This is a genomic window from Bradyrhizobium sp. USDA 3240 (assembly GCF_054063295.1).
The window spans coordinates 7,513,127-7,531,279 of sequence record NZ_JBSSGD010000002.1; the positions used below are offsets into that span (position 1 = coordinate 7,513,127).

The 18,153-nt window shown below is 64.8% G+C and carries 17 protein-coding genes; 10 read left to right on the plus strand and 7 right to left on the minus strand.

Annotated features, from left to right (window positions below; all coding sequences use genetic code 11):
* The first annotated feature begins 1 nt into the window (after window position 1).
* Window positions 2–397, plus strand: coding sequence for a RidA family protein (locus ACVIGA_RS35935; protein WP_456669729.1), 396 nt, complete (start codon window positions 2–4; stop codon window positions 395–397).
* A 285-nt stretch (window positions 398–682) separates the two neighbouring features.
* Window positions 683–1,924 (plus strand): flavin-dependent oxidoreductase, encoded by a 1,242-nt coding sequence (locus ACVIGA_RS35940; protein ID WP_456669730.1) that lies wholly within the window; start codon window positions 683–685, stop codon window positions 1,922–1,924.
* A 136-nt stretch (window positions 1,925–2,060) separates the two neighbouring features.
* On the opposite strand, the gene ACVIGA_RS35945 is transcribed toward ACVIGA_RS35940, so the two are convergent.
* The 3 genes from ACVIGA_RS35945 to ACVIGA_RS35955 form a co-directional block, all read right to left on the minus strand.
* Window positions 2,061–2,513 (minus strand): cupin domain-containing protein, encoded by a 453-nt coding sequence (locus tag ACVIGA_RS35945; RefSeq protein WP_456670963.1) that lies wholly within the window; start codon window positions 2,511–2,513, stop codon window positions 2,061–2,063.
* Between the two features lie 21 nt (window positions 2,514–2,534).
* A complete protein-coding gene (locus ACVIGA_RS35950; RefSeq protein ID WP_456669731.1) occupies window positions 2,535–3,701 on the minus strand; it encodes an ABC transporter substrate-binding protein in 1,167 nt (388 codons plus the stop codon).
* A 98-nt stretch (window positions 3,702–3,799) separates the two neighbouring features.
* The gene (locus ACVIGA_RS35955; RefSeq protein WP_456669732.1) at window positions 3,800–4,042 is read right to left on the minus strand and encodes a hypothetical protein; all 243 of its coding nucleotides are present in this window, start codon (window positions 4,040–4,042) and stop codon (window positions 3,800–3,802) included.
* Between ACVIGA_RS35955 and ACVIGA_RS35960 the strand changes: the two genes are divergently transcribed.
* From ACVIGA_RS35960 to ACVIGA_RS35970, 3 genes are all read left to right on the plus strand, one after another.
* Window positions 3,995–4,489, plus strand: a complete 495-nt coding sequence (locus ACVIGA_RS35960) for a MarR family winged helix-turn-helix transcriptional regulator (RefSeq protein ID WP_456669733.1) — start codon at window positions 3,995–3,997, stop codon at window positions 4,487–4,489. The genes ACVIGA_RS35955 and ACVIGA_RS35960 overlap by 48 nt on opposite strands.
* Before the next feature lie 3 nt (window positions 4,490–4,492).
* Window positions 4,493–5,308, plus strand: a complete 816-nt coding sequence (locus ACVIGA_RS35965) for an alpha/beta hydrolase (protein ID WP_456669734.1) — start codon at window positions 4,493–4,495, stop codon at window positions 5,306–5,308.
* Window positions 5,309–5,479: 171 nt separating this feature from the next.
* On the plus strand, window positions 5,480–7,123 hold the full coding sequence (locus ACVIGA_RS35970) for a benzoate-CoA ligase family protein (RefSeq protein WP_456669735.1): 1,644 nt from the start codon (window positions 5,480–5,482) through the stop codon (window positions 7,121–7,123).
* Window positions 7,124–7,160: 37 nt separating this feature from the next.
* On the opposite strand, the gene ACVIGA_RS35975 is transcribed toward ACVIGA_RS35970, so the two are convergent.
* Entirely contained in the window at window positions 7,161–8,774 is a 1,614-nt protein-coding gene (locus ACVIGA_RS35975) for a DHA2 family efflux MFS transporter permease subunit (RefSeq protein WP_456669736.1), read from the minus strand.
* Between the two features lie 8 nt (window positions 8,775–8,782).
* A complete protein-coding gene (locus tag ACVIGA_RS35980; protein WP_456669737.1) occupies window positions 8,783–9,970 on the minus strand; it encodes an HlyD family secretion protein in 1,188 nt (395 codons plus the stop codon).
* A 156-nt stretch (window positions 9,971–10,126) separates the two neighbouring features.
* Between ACVIGA_RS35980 and ACVIGA_RS35985 the strand changes: the two genes are divergently transcribed.
* On the plus strand, window positions 10,127–10,831 hold the full coding sequence (locus tag ACVIGA_RS35985) for a TetR/AcrR family transcriptional regulator (RefSeq protein ID WP_456669738.1): 705 nt from the start codon (window positions 10,127–10,129) through the stop codon (window positions 10,829–10,831).
* Window positions 10,831–11,253, plus strand: coding sequence for a hypothetical protein (locus tag ACVIGA_RS35990; protein ID WP_456669739.1), 423 nt, complete (start codon window positions 10,831–10,833; stop codon window positions 11,251–11,253). The genes ACVIGA_RS35985 and ACVIGA_RS35990 overlap by 1 nt, the downstream gene beginning before the upstream one ends.
* A 23-nt stretch (window positions 11,254–11,276) precedes the next feature.
* Here the strand turns inward: ACVIGA_RS35990 and ACVIGA_RS35995 are convergent, their stop codons facing one another.
* Entirely contained in the window at window positions 11,277–12,974 is a 1,698-nt protein-coding gene (locus tag ACVIGA_RS35995) for an ATP-binding protein (RefSeq protein WP_456669740.1), read from the minus strand.
* A gap of 149 nt (window positions 12,975–13,123) precedes the next feature.
* Window positions 13,124–14,050 (minus strand): LysR family transcriptional regulator, encoded by a 927-nt coding sequence (locus tag ACVIGA_RS36000; protein WP_173641924.1) that lies wholly within the window; start codon window positions 14,048–14,050, stop codon window positions 13,124–13,126.
* 154 nt (window positions 14,051–14,204) lie between these two features.
* Between ACVIGA_RS36000 and ACVIGA_RS36005 the strand changes: the two genes are divergently transcribed.
* Genes ACVIGA_RS36005 through tkt form a run of 3 tightly spaced genes read left to right on the plus strand, consistent with a single transcriptional unit; the run spans window position 14,205 to window position 18,140 of the window.
* Window positions 14,205–15,236 (plus strand): class 1 fructose-bisphosphatase, encoded by a 1,032-nt coding sequence (locus ACVIGA_RS36005; RefSeq protein ID WP_374707984.1) that lies wholly within the window; start codon window positions 14,205–14,207, stop codon window positions 15,234–15,236.
* 10 nt (window positions 15,237–15,246) lie between these two features.
* Window positions 15,247–16,122 carry a phosphoribulokinase gene (locus ACVIGA_RS36010; protein WP_456669741.1) on the plus strand — a complete coding sequence of 292 codons (876 nt, stop codon included), beginning with the start codon at window positions 15,247–15,249 and terminating at the stop codon, window positions 16,120–16,122.
* Window positions 16,119–18,140: a transketolase gene (gene tkt / locus ACVIGA_RS36015; RefSeq protein ID WP_456669742.1), complete on the plus strand. Its 2,022-nt coding sequence runs from the start codon at window positions 16,119–16,121 to the stop codon at window positions 18,138–18,140. The genes ACVIGA_RS36010 and tkt overlap by 4 nt, the downstream gene beginning before the upstream one ends.
* Window positions 18,141–18,153 lie beyond the last annotated feature (13 nt).

The window sequence follows — 18,153 nt, forward strand, 5'->3', positions numbered from 1 at the left end:
GATGATCGAAATTCTGCAACCGGACGGATGGGCCAAGCCGATCGGCTATGCCAACGGCATGGCCGCGCGCGGCAAACAGATCTTCATCGCCGGCCAGATCGGCTGGAACGGGCAATGCGTGTTCGAGAGCGACGATCTCGTGGCGCAGATCGGCCAGACCCTGCGCAACATCGTCGCGGTCGCGGCCGCCGGCGGGGCCGGACCCGAACACATCGTGTCGATGACCTGGTTCTTGCTCGACCGCAAGGAATATTCAGCGCGGTTGAAGGAGATCGGCACGGTCTATCGCGACGCGATCGGCCGGCGCTTTCCCGCGATGACGGCGATCCAGGTTGCCGGCCTGATCGAGGACCGCGCCAAGGTGGAAATCCAGGCCATCGCCGTGGTGCCGGATTAACGACGATGCCGGATTGTCAAACCCGTCATCCTGAGGAGCCGCGAAGCGGCGTCTCGAAGGATGCACGGCCCGGCTGGTGGCCGTCGACCCTTCGAGACGCGCGTTCCGCGCTCCTCAGGGTGACGGGGATGGATTGGAGTTCGCTGAAGCAATGTTAAGCCTAAGCCCAATCATCGCCGGCCGGCCCAAGTCCCGGGCGACAAACCCGCTTGCGGCCGGGCAACGGGCCATGCGACCTTAGGCGAAAGCGTAAGAACGTCCTGTGTTTGAGCGGAGTAAGGGACGATGAAGGCGATTATCGTCGGAGGCGGAATCGGAGGCCTCACCACTGCGCTGATGCTGCGCTCGCGCGGCATCAGTTGCGAGCTGTACGAGCAGTCGGAGACGATCCGCGAGCTCGGCGTCGGCATCAACACACTGCCGCATGCGATCCGCGAGCTGGCGGGGCTCGGCCTGCTCGACAAGCTCGACGAGGTCGCGATCCGGACCTTTGAGCTGTTCTATTTGACGCGGCATGGCCAGCAGGTCTGGCACGAGAAGCGCGGGCTCGATGCCGGCCACGACGTGCCGCAATTCTCTGTTCATCGCGGCCGCCTGCAGGGCGTGATCCATCAGGCGGTGATCGACCGGCTTGGCGCGGATGCGATCCGCACCGGCTGCCGGCTCGGCTCCTTCACGCAGGACGAGGGCGGCGTGTCCGCCCACTTCTTCGATCGCAGCGGCAGTCATGTGCACACCGCGCGCGGCGATATCCTGATCGGTGCCGACGGCATCCATTCCAAGGTGCGGCAGACGCTGTTTCCGGATGAGGGCGGGCCGTGCTGGAATGGGCTGATGCTGTGGCGCGGCGCGACCGATTGGCCGGCTTTCCTGACCGGCCGTTCGATGATCATCGCCGGCGGGTTGAATGCCAAGGCCGTGATCTACCCGATCGCACCAGGCTCGAGCCCCGCGAGTCGCCTCACCAACTGGGCGGTGCTGGTGCGGATCGGCGACGGCTCTTCGCCGCCGCCGCGCCGCGAGGGCTGGTCCAATCTCGGCCGGCGCGACGAGATGATGCCCTATGTCACTGGTTTCACCATCCCGCAGGTCGACTTCGCCGGCCTGATCAACGCGACGCCGGAGTTCTGGGAGTATCCGTGCTGCGACCGCGATCCGCTGCCTTATTGGTCGAGCGGCCGCGTCACGCTGCTCGGCGACGCCGCGCATCCGATGTATCCGGTCGGCTCGAACGGCGCGTCGCAGGCCATTCTCGATGCGCGGTGCCTCGCCGACATGCTGGCGCGTGCCGAGCATCCGCGCCAGGCGCTGGCGGCCTATGAGCGGCAGCGGCTGCCGATGACCGCCGACATCGTCGCCTCCAACCGCCGCGGCGGCCCGGAGGGCGTGATCGACGCCGTCGAACAGCTCGCGCCGCAGGGCTTTACCGACGTCGACACCATTCTCAATTACGAAGCGCGCGAGGCGATCGTGCGCGGCTATGCGGCCAAGGCCGGCTTCGCCGCGCGCGTGGTGGCGCGGCAGTAGGTCTTTCAAGGAGGAGAAGCCCGGTCGGCGATCTCTACATCGTCATTGCGAGGAGCGAAGCGACGAAGCAATCCATCGTTCCGCGATCGCCGAACGACGGATTGCTTCGCTTCGCTCGCAATGACGGAGGAGCGTCCTACGCCGGCGGCGGCGGCAGGAAGTGGATGTTGTGCTCGGCGGCGAGCCGCACCACGTCATCCGGGTTCTGCTCTTTCATGTTGTGGATCGCCCAGAACAGGTCATAGAGCCTGCGGGTCGGCGACACCCAGAACAGCGTCTTGGCCGACTGCTGCGACTTGTTGAAGATGCCGTGCGGCTTGCCCGCCGGCAGCCGCACCAGATCGCCTGATGTGGCTGATTCATCGGCGCCGTCGAGCATGAAGTCGAGCTTGCCCTCGAGGATGTAGAGATACTCGTCCTGGTCGGGATGGATGTGCGGCGGAACGAAGGTGCCGGGCGGGAAGGTGGCGTGCCAGGAGAAGGAATGCTCGGAGCGGCTCTTCGGCACATAGGTCTGGCCGAGGATGCTCCAGGAAATACCCTGGATGCCGTCATTGGCTCGTGTGATGCCGGCGATCTCGTCTTTCATCGTCATGTTTCCTCCTGATCTTTACTTCGACGCGCAGTCCTTGGCGTAGCGATCGCCATAGTTCGAAAAGACCTTTTCGACGATCTCGGTCTGGAATTTACCGTCCGGCCGCTTCGCGACCTTGGTGAGGTAGAAATCCTGGATCGGATAGCCGTTGTTGTTGAACTTGAAGTTACCGCGCAGCGAGGTGAAGTCGGCCTTTCTCAGCGCCGCGGCGACCGCGTCCTTGTTGGAGAGGTCGCCCTTCACGGCCTTGACCGCGCTGTCGATCAACAGCGCTGCGTCATAGGCCTGCATGGCGTAGGTGCCGGGCACGCCCTTGTAGGCCGCCTCATAGGCGGCGACGAACTTCTTGCTCTGGGGATTGTCCAGATCAGGCGCCCAGTTCGCACCGCCGAACATGCCGACCGCGGCATCCTGCTGCGCGGGCAGGGTGGATTCGTCGACGGTGAAGGCGGAGAGCACCGGCACGGTCGCGCCGGCCTGCTTGTACTGCTTCACGAGGTTGACGCCCATGCCGCCGGGCATGAAGGTGAACAGTGCATCCGGCTTCAGCGAGGCGATCTTGGAGAGCTCGGGCTGGAAATCCAGCGTGTTCATCGGCGTGTAGGATTCCTCGACGATCTCGCCTTTGTAGTCGAGCTTGAAGCCGGCGACGGAATCGCGGCCGGCCTGATAGTTCGGCACCAGCAGATAGACGCGCTTGTAGCCGCGGTCCTGCGCCACCTTGCCGAGGACTTCGTGCACCTGGTCGTTCTGGTACGACGTCACGTAGAAGAACGGGTTGCACTCCTTGCCGGCGTAGCTGGAGGGGCCGGCATTCGGGCTGATCAGGAAGGTCTTGCTCTCGGTGACCGGGCGGTGGATCGCCTGCAGGATGTTGGAGAAGATCGGGCCGACCACGAAGTCGACCTTGTCGCGCTCGAGCAGGCCGCGCACCTTGACCACGGCGCCGTCGGGCTTCAGTTCGTCGTCGGCGTTGACGATCTCGACCTCGCGGCCGGCCATCTTGCCGCCGAGATCCTTGACCGCGAGCGCAAACCCGTCGCGGACCTGCTGGCCAAGCGCTGCGGCCGGACCGGAGGTTGTTACCAGCACGCCGATCTTGATCTTCTCCTGCGCGGTCGCCGGGGTCACTGCGATACCCAGCAGCGCCGCCAGTCCCACGAGCTTCGTCAAATGTTTCATGTCTTTCCCCCAACCACCGGCTTGCTGCCCTTGTCTCAGCCTCATTGACCTCAGCTTAGTCTGACGCGCGCGACCGCTGCAAGCGATGTGGCATTGCGTCAGGGCAAACGCCGCGCACCATGCAGGCGCTGCACATGCAAGCGTCGCGCCAAATGCTTGAAGTTTAAAGAAATGGCCGGATCGGCCGGGCGTTTCGGGCAGGATTCGCATTTGTCCTTGCGGCGCAGCGCGAATTGCTTGAAGCTCAAAGCAATCGGTCCGACCGAAACCCGGCGCGGAGGCACGATCGCCGCATGAACCTCGATTCCGAAACCAAAGCCGTCGAACTGCCCGACGATCATGGCACCGAGCTCAGGCTGTGGCTGCGTCTCTTGACCTGCACCACGCTGATCGAAAGCGAGGTGCGCAGCCAATTGCGCGAGAAGTTCGATGTCACGCTGCCGCGCTTCGACCTGATGGCCCAGCTCGACAAGGTGTCCGACGGCATGACGCTGTCGGACCTGTCGAAGCGGATGATGGTGTCGAACGGCAACGTCACCGGGCTGGTCGAGCGGCTGGTCGAGTCCGGCCATCTCGATCGCCGCACTTCGGACACCGACCGCCGCGTGCAGTTCATCCGGCTGACCAAGCTTGGCCGGGCCGAATTCCGCAAGATGGCGACCGAGCACGAGAAATGGATCGCCGACATCTTCGGCGATCTGTCGCCGAAGGATATCCGCGAACTGATGCGGCTGCTCGCCAAGGCCAAGGGCTCGGCCCAGCGCTCCGCCAAGGCGAGGACCGCTTAAGCCGTGAGCGAGATCGATTACGAGGTCGAATACAACAACCGGGCAAGGGTGCCGGAAAATCCGGCGCTGATGGCCAGCTGGGCGAGGGACTCCGCGGCCTATCGCGAGCAGCATCCTCCGCGGCGGCTGACCTATGGTCCGGGCAGCCGCAACGTCATCGATCTGTTTGAGGGTGATCGCGACGGACCGCTCGTGGTCTTCATTCACGGCGGCTACTGGCAGGCGCTCGATGGATCGTCATCGAGCCACTGCGCGCGGGGCCTCAATGGCCACGGCATCACCGTCGCGGTGCCGAGCTACGACCTCTGTCCCAACGTCACGGTCGGCGACATCATCGGCGAGATGCGCGCGGCAACACGCGAACTGGCGAAGCTCGGCCGGCCGCTGGTCATGTCGGGACACTCCGCAGGCGGGCATCTGGCCGCATGCATGCTCGCGACCGATTGGCCGGCCTACGATGCGTCGCTGCCGGCGAATCTGGTCAGGGCCGCTTACGCGATCTCCGGCCTGTTCGAGCTCGAGCCGCTGGTCGGCACTTCCATCAACAAGGCGCTTGGCCTTGACCGCGACGCAGCACGGGCGGCGAGCCCGCTGCTCTGGAAAGCGCCCGCAGGCGCGACGCTCGATGCCGTGGTTGGCGGCGCCGAGAGCGCCGAATATCACCGGCAGAGCCGGAGCATCGTGGACGTCTGGGGCAAAGCGGGCGTGGCGACGCGGTTCGGCACCGTGCCCAATGCCAATCATTTCACCGCGATCGCACCGCTCGCCGACCCGGAGTCGGAGATGGTCGCGCGGCTGAGGCAGCTCACGCAGATCTGAGGTTTGCAGCACCGCGCCGTCGCCACGCGATTTCCACCCTTGCGCCAAATTATTTTAAGTATAAAATGATTGGCGATCGGGACGCTGCCGGGCGTTCTCGATACTGGTCTTCTCGATGTTGATCTTGATGTTGGTCTTGGCCTTTCTGGATAGAAAGCGAGGGGCAATCGAATGTCAGGTGAATTTCCCGGGCTCGGCCCATCCGGGCATGTCGACGATTTCGCGCGGCGCAACCTGCCGCCGTCGGCGCAATGGCCGCAGCTGCTGCTCGACCGGCCCGAATTCAGCTATCCCGATTATCTCAACGCCGCGGTCGAACTGACCGACCGCATCGTCGAGCAGGGCATGGGTGATCGCACCGCGCTGATCGGCAACGGCCGCCAGCGCACCTACAAGGAATTGACCGACTGGTCGAACCGCCTGGCGCATGCGCTGGTGGAGAATTACGGCGTCAAGCCCGGCAATCGCGTCCTGATCCGCTCGGGCAACAACCCGGCACTGGTCGCGGCCTGGCTCGCGGCGACCAAGGCTGGCGCTGTCGTCGTCAACACCATGCCGATGCTGCGCGCCGGCGAACTGGCCAAGATCGTCGACAAGGCCGAGATTGCGCTGGCGCTGACCGACAGCCGCATTGCGGATGAGCTGGTGGCCTGCGCCAAGACCAGTAAATTCCTCAAGCAGGTCGTCAATTTCGACGGCACGCAAAACCACGACGCCGAGCTCGACCGGATTGCGCTGAACAAGCCGGTCAAGTTCGATGCGGTGAAGACCGGCCGCGACGACGTTGCGCTGCTCGGCTTCACGTCGGGCACAACAGGCGAACCCAAGGCGACGATGCACTTCCACCGCGATCTCCTGATTGTCGCGGACGGCTATGCCAGGGAAGTGCTCAAGGTGACGCCGGACGACGTGTTCGTCGGCTCGCCGCCGCTCGCGTTCACGTTTGGCCTCGGCGGGCTCGCGATCTTTCCGTTGCGCTACGGCGCCACGGCGACGCTGCTTGAGAACGCGGCGCCGAGCGAGATGATCCGGATCATCGAGACCTACAAGGCAACGATCTGCTTCACCGCGCCGACGGCCTATCGGGCGATGATGGCCGCGATGGACAAGGGCGCCGACCTGTCGTCGCTGCGGCTTGCGGTCTCGGCCGGCGAGACGCTGCCGGCACCGGTATTCGAGAGCTGGACCAGGAAAACCGGCAAGCCGATACTCGACGGCATAGGCAGCACCGAGCTATTGCACATCTTCATCACCAACCGCACCGGCAGCGCCGTCGCCGGGACCACGGGCACGCCTGTTTCCGGCTACCAGGCGAAGATCGTCGACGAGGACATGAACGAGCTGCCGCCGGGCCAGGTCGGCAAGCTGGCGGTTCGCGGCCCGACCGGCTGCCGTTATCTCGCCGACTCCCGGCAGACCAAGTATGTGCGTGATGGCTGGAACATCACCGGCGATGCCTTCGTCAGCGACGAGAATGGTAGGCTGTCCTTCGTGGCGCGCGCCGACGACATGATCATCTCGGCGGGCTACAACATCGCCGGTCCCGAGGTCGAGGCGGCGCTGCTCGGACATCCCGATGTCGTGGAATGCGCTGTGATCGGCGCACCTGACGAGGAGCGGGGACAGATCGTCTCCGCCTTCATCGTGCTGAAGCAGGGCGCGCGCAGCGACGATGCCGAAGTCAAGGCATTGCAGGATCACGTCAAGGCGACGATCGCGCCGTACAAATATCCCCGCGCGATCGCTTTTGTCGAAGCGTTGCCGAAGACCCAGACCGGGAAGATCCAGCGCTTCAAGCTCCGCGAAGCAAGCTGAGAGCGGGGCGACGGCCGTGGCCGCCGCCCTCGATCGTTCAATGCCCGCCCGCGCCGCCCGCCGCGTTCTTCGGCTTGCCGGTCAGCACGATCGCGATCGCGGCAAGCACCAGCACCACGCCGATCACCGCGAAGGCGTCGCTGAAGCCAAGCACCAGCGCCTGGCGCTTCACGATATTGCCGATCGCAACGATCGCCTGGCTGTGTGCGGTTGCGGGGTCCGAGATGCCGTGGCTGAGGAAGTAGTTGGTGACCTCGGCGATCCGGGTGCGTACCTCCTCGCGGCCCAGATGCACGGACTGGCCGATGATGTTGGAGTGGAACTGCTCACGCTTGGTGACGATGGTGGCGAGCAGCGCCGTTCCGATCGCGCCGCCGAGGTTGCGCATCATGTTGGAGATGCCGGAGGCTGCCGCCGCATCCTGCGGCGCGACGCTGCCGAGGCTGATGGCGGACAGCGGTGCTAGCGTGATCGCCTGGCCGACGGCGCGAACGATGTTCGGATAGAAGAACTGGTCGCCGGAATAGTCGAGCGACATCTGTATGTTCATGAAGGATGAGACCGCGAACAGGATCATGCCGGTGAAGGCGATGAATCGCGCGTCGAAGCGCTGCATCAGCTTCGGCACCAGCGGGATCAGGATGAGCTGCGGCAGGCCGGTCCAGGCCAGCACCTGGCCGATCTGCTCGGCATTGTAGCGCTGCACCTGGCCGAGATAGGCCGGCAGCAGGTAAACCGAGCCGAACAGCGCGAAGCCGACGAACACCGCCGAGATGGTGCCGAAGCCGAAGCTGCGTTGGGTCAGGAGCCGCAGCCGGAGCAACGGTTTCTCGACAACGAGCTCGATCCAGACGAACAAAGTGAGGCTGACGGCGGCGATCACGGCAAGCTTGACGATGAAGGGCGAGCCGAACCAGTCGTCCTTGTTACCTTCCTCGAGCACGGCCTGAAGCGATGCCAGGCCGATCGCCATCGTGGCGATGCCGAGCCAGTCGCCCTCGCGCAGCAGATTGAGCTGCATCGGCTGGCGTTCCAGCGTGAAGGACAGGGTGATGACCATCACCGCGGTCGGAACCACGTTGACGAAGAAGATGGTCTGCCAGCCGTAATTCTCGGTCAGGTAGCCGCCGATGGTCGGGCCGATCGCCGGGGCAAACGTCACGGCGAGCGCGAACATCGCAAGGCCGATCGGCTGCTGCACCTTCGGCAGCTTGGTGAAGACAAGCGTGAAGGCCATCGGGATCAACACGCCGCCGAAGAAGCCCTGCAGGCCGCGCATCGCGATCATCGAGGGCAGGTCGTGGGTGAAGGCACAGGCGACCGAGAAGATCGCAAACAGGGTGGCGAAGCCGATGATGATCTTGCGGAACGAGAACACCCGGCTGAGAAAGTCGGTCAGCGGGATCACAACGATCTCGCCGATCAGATAGGACGTCGAGATCCAGGAGCCGTTGTCGACGCCGGTGCCGATGCCGCCCTCGATGTTGAGCAACGAGGCGTTGGTGATCTGGATGTTGAGGATCGCCATGAAGGCGCCGATCATCGCGGCGACGATGGAAATCCAGACGGCCATGCTGGCGCGGTTGGGGTCGACCGCTACCGCTGCCGCGCGGGGCGCAGCAGCCGGGGAGGAGAGCGCGAGGTCGGACATGAGATCACCTATTTGAAGGAGGCGACAGCGAGCTTGGGCGAGGCGCTGGAGCGCGGAGTGTCCCCGGCGGGATGCGACAGCGTCGCGATGGACGGGATCACCGACATGCCCGGCCGCAGGTCGACATTGGTTGCGTCGAGCACGATCTTCACCGGGATGCGCTGCACTACCTTGGTGAAGTTACCGGTGGCGTTGTCCGGCGGCAGCAGCGCGAATTCCTGGCCGCTGGCGGGCGCGAGGCTGTCGACATGCCCGCGCACGACCTGGCCGGGGAACATGTCGACCTCGATCTCGACCGGCTGACCCTTGCGGACATTGGTGAGCTGCGTCTCCTTGTAGTTCGCGATCACATAGGCGCCGGTGGCGGGCACCAGCGACATCAGTTGCGTGCCGGCCTGGACGAACTGGCCGGTGCGCAGGGTGCGGTTGCCGACCACGCCGTCGATCGGGGCGATGATGGTGGTGTAGCCGAGGTTCAACTCGGCCTGATGCTGGAGCGCGGTTGCGCGGGCCTGCGCCGCGACGGCCTGAGCGATGTCGGCCTTGAGCAGTTCCACCTGCCGTTCGGCGGAGGCGAGGTTTGCGGTGTCGCGGGCGATAGCGGCCTGCGCGCCGGCGTAGCGCGACTGCGCCTGCTGAGCGTTCTGCACACTGCCGAAGCCGGTGCCGGCGAGGTCGGTGTAGCGCTTGTTCTCCTGCTCGGCGAAGGTCTGGTTCGCCGTGTCCACGGCGAGCGTTGCACGTGCCGCCTCGATCACGGAGTGCTGCACATCGAGCTGGGCGCGTTTGCTGGTGATCGCGGCTTCGGCGGCGGCGACGTCAGCTTTCGACTGATCAAGCGCGACCTTGAAATCGCGCTCATCGATCCGCGCCAGCACCTGGCCGGCACGCACATGTTCATTGTCGCCGACCAGCACCGCGCTGAGATAGCCTGACACTTTCGGTGCGATCGTCGTGTTGTCGGCCTTCACATAGGCGTCGTCGGTCGAGATCTGAAAGCGGCCGACCGTCCAGTAATCCCAGCCATACCAGGCGCCGCCCGCCAGCAGGGCGAGTGCTGCGCCGGTCATGAGCAGGCGGCGAAGCTTACCCTTGGCGGCGGGCGGCTTGGCCGCCTCGGGACTTGCGATCAACTGCTTGGCGGTCTCGGCCGGAACCTGGCTCTCGGCCTTGAAGGACGTTTCGTGCTGGCTCATGGCAGGTGCTCCTGATCGTTCTATCCTGCTGGGAAACCGTAGGAATTTTGATTTCGGTGGCCCGGGATAATTAGGAAACTTGATGTTTTCCAAAATAGAGCCCATATTTGGACTGTCAATAGAATGACAGGCATCATCTAAAAGCATGGCTCGCGCATGAACCGGAGCGACAACGACCAGACAGAGCAGACCGCGCCGGAGCGGCGCGGCCGCGGGCGGCCGCAGCTTCGTTCCGACGACGAAACACGCGCACTGATCTATGAGGCGGCGCGGCGTGAATTCTCGGAGCGCGGCTTCGCTGCGGCCAGCATCGCCGACGTGGCCTGCCGCGCCGGCGTCTCCACCAAGACGCTCTATCGTTTGATCCCGACCAAGCTGGCGCTGTTCGAAGGCATGGTGACCGACCGGGTCGAGCGGTTCGTGTCCGTCGTGAATCTCGGCGCCTGTGATGGCCGCAATGTTGCGGCGGCGCTCGAGGCGGCGCTGCTGACCTGCGCCGAGCTCATTCTCGATGCCGAGGTCATCGCGCTGCAGCGGATCATCCTGGCCGAGAGCGACAAATTTCCTGACATCGCCGAGACGTTCTATGAAAAGGCCATGCAGCGCTCGATCGCCGCGCTGGCGAATTGGCTCGGCGTCCAGCAGCGGCGAGGGCGGATCGTGCTCGATGACAGCGAAGTCGTAGCGGGCATGCTGCTCGGCATGCTCGTGTTCAAGCCGCAACGCGACGTCATGTTCGGGCACAAGCCCGCGCCACTGCACAGCGAGATGGCAGCACGCGCCAAGGCCTGTGCTGCGCTGTTCCTGTCCGGATGCGCCGTGCCGGCCGACCAGATCAACAAGCAAAGTGGAGGCGGGTGATGCCGGAGCCGGCCGCGACCTATACCGTCGAGGCGCAGATCGCGCGCGACGACCAATCCAGATGTGAGGACGTCCTGACGCGCTGGATGGCTGCGCTCAACGACTATGACGCCGCGGCCATGGACGCGCTGATGCACTTCCCGCATGTGCGGATCGCCGGTGGCGTGGTCACGGTCTATCAGCAGCCCGGCAACAATCCGATGGACCTGTTCGAGCGGCTGCGCAAACAGGACGGCTGGCATCACAGCGCCTGGAACGAAACGAAGCTCGTGCAATCCTCGCCGGCGAAGGCACATTACGCCGTCCGCTATACGCGCTACCGCGAGGATGGGTCGGTGATCGGGATCTACGATTCCCTCTATGTGCTGAGCCTGCTCGGCGGCGTCTGGAAAATCCAGAGCCGCTCGAGCTTTGGTCCCTGAGCAGGCCTGCGCTACAAGCCGCGTTACTTGGCAGCCACCGCCGATGCGGGAGGCTGGGTCAGCACCTGGCGGATCATCCGGGCGAGATCGGCCTTGCGATAGGGTTTTGGCAATAGCGTGACGTCCGGGTCGAGCCGGCCGTGATGGATGATCGCGTCCTCGGTATAGCCCGACGTAAAGAGCACGCGCACCGAGGGCAGCCTGGAGATCACGGCATCAGCTACCTGCCGGCCGTTCATGCCGCCGGACATGATGACGTCGGTGAACAGCACGTCGCAGACGAACCCCTTGTCGACGGCGGCCAATGCCTCCGGGCCGTTGGCGGTGACCATGGTGCGATAGCCGAGCTGCTCGAGCTGGGCGCTGACATAGTTGCGGACCAGCGGATCGTCCTCGACGACCAGGATGGACTCGTGGCCGCCACGCATGTCGACCGGAGGCGGCGGCTCGACGTCGACCATGTCGCCCATGCTGCGCGGCAAATAGAGCTTGATCGATGTTCCGTGGCCCTCTTCGGAATAAATCTTGAGATGCCCGTCGGATTGCTTGATGAAGCCGTAGACCATGCTCAGCCCGAGGCCGGTGCCTTTGCCGGTATCCTTGGTGGTGAAGAACGGCTCGAACACCTTTTCGCGGATCGGTTCCGGGATTCCGGCGCCGGTGTCGCTAACCGCGACCATCACATATTCACCCGCGCGCACATCGAGGTTGGCGGCGGCATAGACCTCGTCGAGGATGACGTTGCTGGTCTCCAGCATCAGCTTGCCGCCGTCAGGCATCGCATCGCGGGCATTGAGGGCGAGATTGAGCAGCGCGGTCGACATGTGGTTGGGGTCGATGAAGGCCGGCCAGGCGTCGGCTTCGAGCGCGGTATCGATTTCGATCTGCTCGCCGAGCGACGGGCGCAGCAGCCGCGCGGTGTCCTGCACCAGCGTGTTGAGGTTGGCTTCACGCGGTTGCAGCGGCTGCTGCCGCGAAAAGGCCAGCAGATGCTTGGTCACCTCGGCGCCGCGAAACGCGGCGTCGCTGATCATCTTTGTCACCGACGACAGCGCGGCATCGTGTTCCACGGCCTCGGCGAGGATGTCTATCAGACCGGTGATCACGGTCAGGATGTTGTTGAAGTCGTGGGCGATGCCGCCGGTGAGGTGCCCGACGGCCTCCATCTTCTGCACCTGGCGCAGTTTCTGCTCGGCCTCGAGCTGTTCCCGCGCGACCTCGACCTCGCGCGCGCGCATGAAGATTTCAGCTTCCATCTGCTCGGTGCGCTCGCGCAGCCGGTCGGTCAGCTTGTCCTGCTCGGCGCCGCGCTGTTTCAGGTGAATGAAGCCGGTGACATCTTCCACCCGATGGATGATGTAGCTGAACTGTCCGCTCGGTCCGAACACCGGCGTATTGCGCGGGCTCCAGTAGCGTTCCTCGAATCCGCCGCCCTCTGACTCGGGCTTGCGGATATCGTATTTCTGCACCGACATGGTGTCGGGGCGGCGGAACTGGACCACACGTTCCAGCGACGCGCGCAGGTTGCGCACGCCGTCGGCGGCCGGATCGTCCGGATTATCGGGAAATACTTCGAACAGCCCGCGCCCGAGGATCGCGGCGCGCTCGGTCTTGGTGGCGCGCAGGTAGGCGTCGCTCACTGCCACGATGCAGAAGTCGGGCTGCGTCAGCACCAGATAAAGGCCGGGCGCCGCCTCGAATAACGCCTTGAAGTCAGGCATCGGCGGGGACTGGTTTTGCAGTTAATCCTCCCTCGCAGGGATACGGTCCCCCAGTGACCGCAATCAAGATGTGGCACGCGTTCGCGGGAACTTCAATGATTAACATACGGCGTTAACTCGATTTTTTCGATCGAACGGGTGTCGCAACGTCAGCGCGAATTCGGGAGGTAGCGCCAGCCCTCCTTGCCCAGGAAGTCCAGCATGGCCTGGGCGGGCGGCAGCAGTATCTTGTCGGTACGCCTGATGGCGTGCCACTGCCGGACGATCGGCAGGCCCTTCACCTTGAGCACCACCAGCCGGCCATCCTCCAGTTCATGGAACACCGTGTGCTGGGAAATGAAGGCGATGCCGAGCCCGGCCATGACAGCCTGCTTGATGGTCTCGTTGCTGTCCATCGCCATGCCGAGCTTCGGCTCCAGCCCGACCCGCTCGAAGTACTGCTGCATCAGCATCCGCGTGCCGGATCCCTGTTCGCGGGTGATGAAGGTTTCATTGGCGAGCTCCGATGTCGCGACGTGCCGCCGCCGCGCCAGCCGATGATCGGGTGCGGCGATGATGAAGTGCGGATGCCGGCCGAGCGGCTTCATCTCGACTTCGACATCGGCCGGCGGCCGGCCCATCACCGCGATATCGAGATCGTAGCCGCGCAGCGCGTCGCGGATCTCCTCGCGGTTGCCGATCCTAAGCGTGACCTCGATCTTGGGAAAGCGGCGCGAGAACGCCGCGATCGCGAACGGCACGAAGTATTTCGCGGTCGAGACCGCGCCCATTGCGACGCGGCCGCCGCTGCGGCCCGCGATCATGTCGAGCGACTGCTCGCAGTCCTTCAGCGCCGCCTCGATCCGCTCGATGAGCGCCAGCACATGCGCGCCGGCGTCGGTCAGCGCCATGCCGTCGCCGGTGCGCTGGATCAGCGGCAATCCCGCGAGTGCCTGCAGGTTGCGGAGCTGCAGCGTCACCGCCGGCTGCGTCAGGTTCAACTGGTTGGCTGCCGACGTGATCGAGCCGGCTCCGTGCACGGCCGACAGCGCGCGCAGCTGGCGGATAGTGAGGTCCCGCGAGAAGTTCCCGGCCATCACAAGCTCCATAAGAAATACTTTGCCCAGACCAAAGATAATGAAATTTCCCTAATTGGGCAATTCGCGCGTTGATACGGCCAAGGCGACTCCCCTGAGGTCGCCTCTCGACACCTCGGGACAGAGGGCGCGATCAAGGGAGAGGCCGGTGGAGATTCGTCCTGCATTGCATGCCCATCTGGAGTGGCCGACGCAGCATAACCCGTTGCGCGCCGCGACCGTTGCGGTGATCGAAGCCCTTGCCGGCGCCGCGATCGAGCTCTCGCGCATCATCGCCGCCGGACCGCTCGCCGGCATCGGCGGCGAGAGCGGCGGCATCAATCCGGACGGCGATCGTCAGAAGACCATCGACATTGTCGCCGACGGCCTGATGCGCGACGCATTGCGCACTGCTCCGGTCGCCGCTGTGTTGTCGGAGGAGGTCGAGCTGCCGGAGACGCTCGATATCGATGCGCCGCTCTGTGTCGCGATCGATCCGCTCGATGGATCGGCCAATCTCGAAAACAACATCTCGATCGGGACGATCTTCTCGATCCGGCCGAAGGGCAACGACATCCTGTCGACCTTCTTCGAGCCCGGCACGGCGCAATGTGCCGCAGGCTGCTTCATCTACGGTCCGCAGACCGTGCTGGTGCTGGCGCTCGACAAGTGCGTCGACTGTTTCACGCTGGACCCGCGAACCGGCGAGTTCGTCCTGACTGCGCGTGAGCTGCGGGTGCCGCAGGACGCGTCGGAGTTCGCCATCAATGCCTCGAACCGGCGGCACTGGAGCGGCCCGGTGCGCAACTACATCGACGAGTGCCTTGCCGGCGTGAACGGCGAGCGCGGCCAGGACTTCAACATGCGCTGGATCGGCTCGCTGGTGGCCGAGGCCTACCGCATCCTGATGCGCGGCGGCGTGTTCCTGTATCCGGCGGATGCGCGCCAGGGCTACCGCGAAGGCCGGCTGCGCCTGCTGTATGAGGCGCACCCGATCGCGCTGATCATGGAATGGGCAGGCGGTGCCGCCTCGAGCGGCCGGTCGCGCATTCTCGATCTCTCGGCACGTACGCCGCATCAGCGCGTGCCGCTGATCATGGGATCGGCGCGCGCCGTGCGCGACGTCGATGCGATCCACCTGACCGTCGAGCCGTTGTTCGAGAGCAGCGATGCCCCGCTGTTCGCACGGCGCGGCCTGTTCCGCTGAGGGGGAGCGCATGTCTCGTCGACATCCCATCATCTCGATCACCGGCTCGTCCGGCGCCGGCACCACCTCGGTGAAGAAGACGTTCGAGAACATCTTCCGCCGCGAGAATGTGGTCGCGGCCTACATCGAGGGCGACGCCTTCCATCGCTACGACCGCGCCGAGATGCGCAGCCAGATGCTGGAGAAGGCCGAGCGCGGCGACAAGCATTTCAGTCATTTCAGCCCCGAGACCAATCTGTTCGAGGAGCTGGAGAGGCTGTTCAGCGACTATGCCGAGACCGGCACCGGAACGACGCGGCACTATGTGCATGACGAGGAGGAATCGCGGCTCTACGGCGCCAAGCCCGGCACCTTCACCGCGTGGGAAGCGTTGCCGGAGAATTCCGACCTCTTGTTCTACGAGGGCCTGCACGGCGCTGTGGTTACCGACAAGGTGAATGTCGCGCAACACGCCGACCTCAAGATCGGCGTCGTGCCTGTCATCAACCTCGAATGGATCCAGAAGCTGCATCGCGACCGCAGCCATCGCGGCTATTCCACCGAGGCGGTGACCGACACCATCCTGCGCCGCATGCCGGACTATGTGAACTACATCTGTCCGCAATTCAGCGAGACCGACATCAACTTCCAGCGCGTGCCGACGGTCGACACGTCGAACCCGTTCATCGCGCGCTGGATCCCGACGCCGGATGAATCGATGGTCGTGATCCGGTTGAAGAACCCGCGCGGCATCGATTTTCCCTATCTGCTCTCGATGATCCCGAACAGCTTCATGTCGCGCGCCAATTCGATCGTGATTCATGGCGCCAAGCTCGATCTCGCGATGCAGCTCATCCTGACCCCGCTGATCCTGCAACTGATCGAACGAAAGAGGCGAACGATATGACCGCACTTGCGTCCGTTGCCAGCCGGCCCGACGTCAGCCACGACGAGATGGCCAACGCCATCCGCTTCCTCGCCATCGACGCGGTGGAGCAGGCGAAGTCCGGCCATCCCGGCATGCCGATGGGCATGGCGGATGTCGCGACCATCCTATTCACCGACTTCCTGAAGTTCGATCCGGCCGATCCAGCCTGGCCTGATCGCGACCGCTTCGTGCTGTCGGCAGGGCACGGCTCGATGCTGCTCTATGCGCTGCTCTATCTGACGGGCTACGAGCGCATGACGCTCGATCAGCTCAAGGCGTTCCGGCAATGGGGATCGCAAACCCCGGGGCATCCCGAGTATGGCCACACGCCCGGTGTCGAGACCACGACCGGGCCGCTCGGGCAGGGGATCGCGACCGCGGTCGGCATGGCGCTCGCCGAGCGCTTGATGAACGCACGCTTCGGCGACGATCTCGTCGACCACTACACCTATGTGATCGCCGGCGATGGCTGCCTGATGGAAGGCCTCAGCCATGAGGCAATCTCGCTCGCCGGCCATTTGCGGCTGAACCGGCTGATCGTGCTGTTCGACGACAACCGGATCTCGATCGACGGCGCCACCTCCCTGTCCTGTTCGGACGACCAGGCGGCGCGGTTTGCGGCCAGCGGCTGGAACGTCTGCCGCATCGACGGTCACGATCCGCAGGCGATCTCTGCCGCGATCAGGCAGGCGCGCGCGAGCGATCGTCCGTCGCTGATCGCCTGCCGCACCGTGATCGGGTTCGGCGCGCCGAACCGGCAGGGCAGCGAGAAGGTGCACGGCGCGCCGCTCGGTACTGATGAGACGGCGAAGACCCGCGCCGCGCTGCGCTGGCCGTATCCGGCTTTCGAAATCCCCGATGCGGTGCTGGCGGAGTGGCGCGAGCTCGGCGGCCGCGGCCGCGACGCACGGCGGGCCTGGATCGAGCGCTCGCGCAGCGCCTGCAAGGCCGACAGAGGCGAGAGGTCTCCGTTCCACGACGCGCTGAATCGGAAATTGCCCTGTGCCTATGTCGAGGCGATGGCCAAGCTCGTGGAGCGGTTCGCGACTGAGCAGCCGAAGCTCGCCACGCGGCAGGCCTCGCAGCAGGTCATCGATGTGATCGCGGAGGCATTGCCGAATCTCCTGGGCGGCTCGGCCGACCTCACGCACTCCAACCTGACGCTGGCGAAGTCTCAGGTTTCGGTGCGGCCCGAAACACTCGACGGCAGCTACATCCACTACGGTATCCGCGAGCACGGCATGGCGGCGGCGATGAACGGCATCGCGCTGCATGGCGGATTCATCCCCTATGGCGGCACCTTCCTCAGCTTCGCCGATTACAGCCGGCCGGCGATCCGGCTCGCAGCATTGATGGGCATCCGCGTCATCCATGTGATGACCCATGACTCGATCGGGCTCGGCGAGGACGGCCCGACGCATCAGCCGGTCGAGCATCTTGCGGCGCTCCGGGCGATCCCGAACGTGCTGGTGTTCCGCCCGGCCGATGCGGTCGAGACGGCTGAAGCCTGGGACTGCGCGTTGAAGGCAGAGACCTCGCCGTCGATCCTCTGCCTGTCGCGGCAAGCGCTGCCGACGGTCCGCGACGGCAGCAAGGACAACCAGGTCGCGCTCGGCGCCTACGTTCTCGTCGAGCCGGCCTTCGGGCGTGACGTCACCCTGATTGCAACGGGTTCAGAGGTGTCGATCGCGCTCGAAGCCGCAAAGCTGCTGGCGGAAGCAGGGGTGAAGGCCGCGGTCGTCTCGGCCCCGTGCTTCGACCTGTTCCGCCAGCAGCCGCGCGACTATCGCGCCCAGGTGCTGGGTAGTGTGCCGCGCGTCGGCGTGGAAGCCGCCGTCGAGGGCGACTGGGCGCGCTGGCTCGGCGACGACGGCGTATTCGTCGGCATGAGCGGCTTCGGCGCCTCGGCGCCGGCCGACGTCCTGTACCGCGAATTCGGTATCACGCCGGCGGCGATTGCCGCGGCGGCAAAGCAGCTCATTCAACGAGCGGATTGAAAGGAGGACGCCA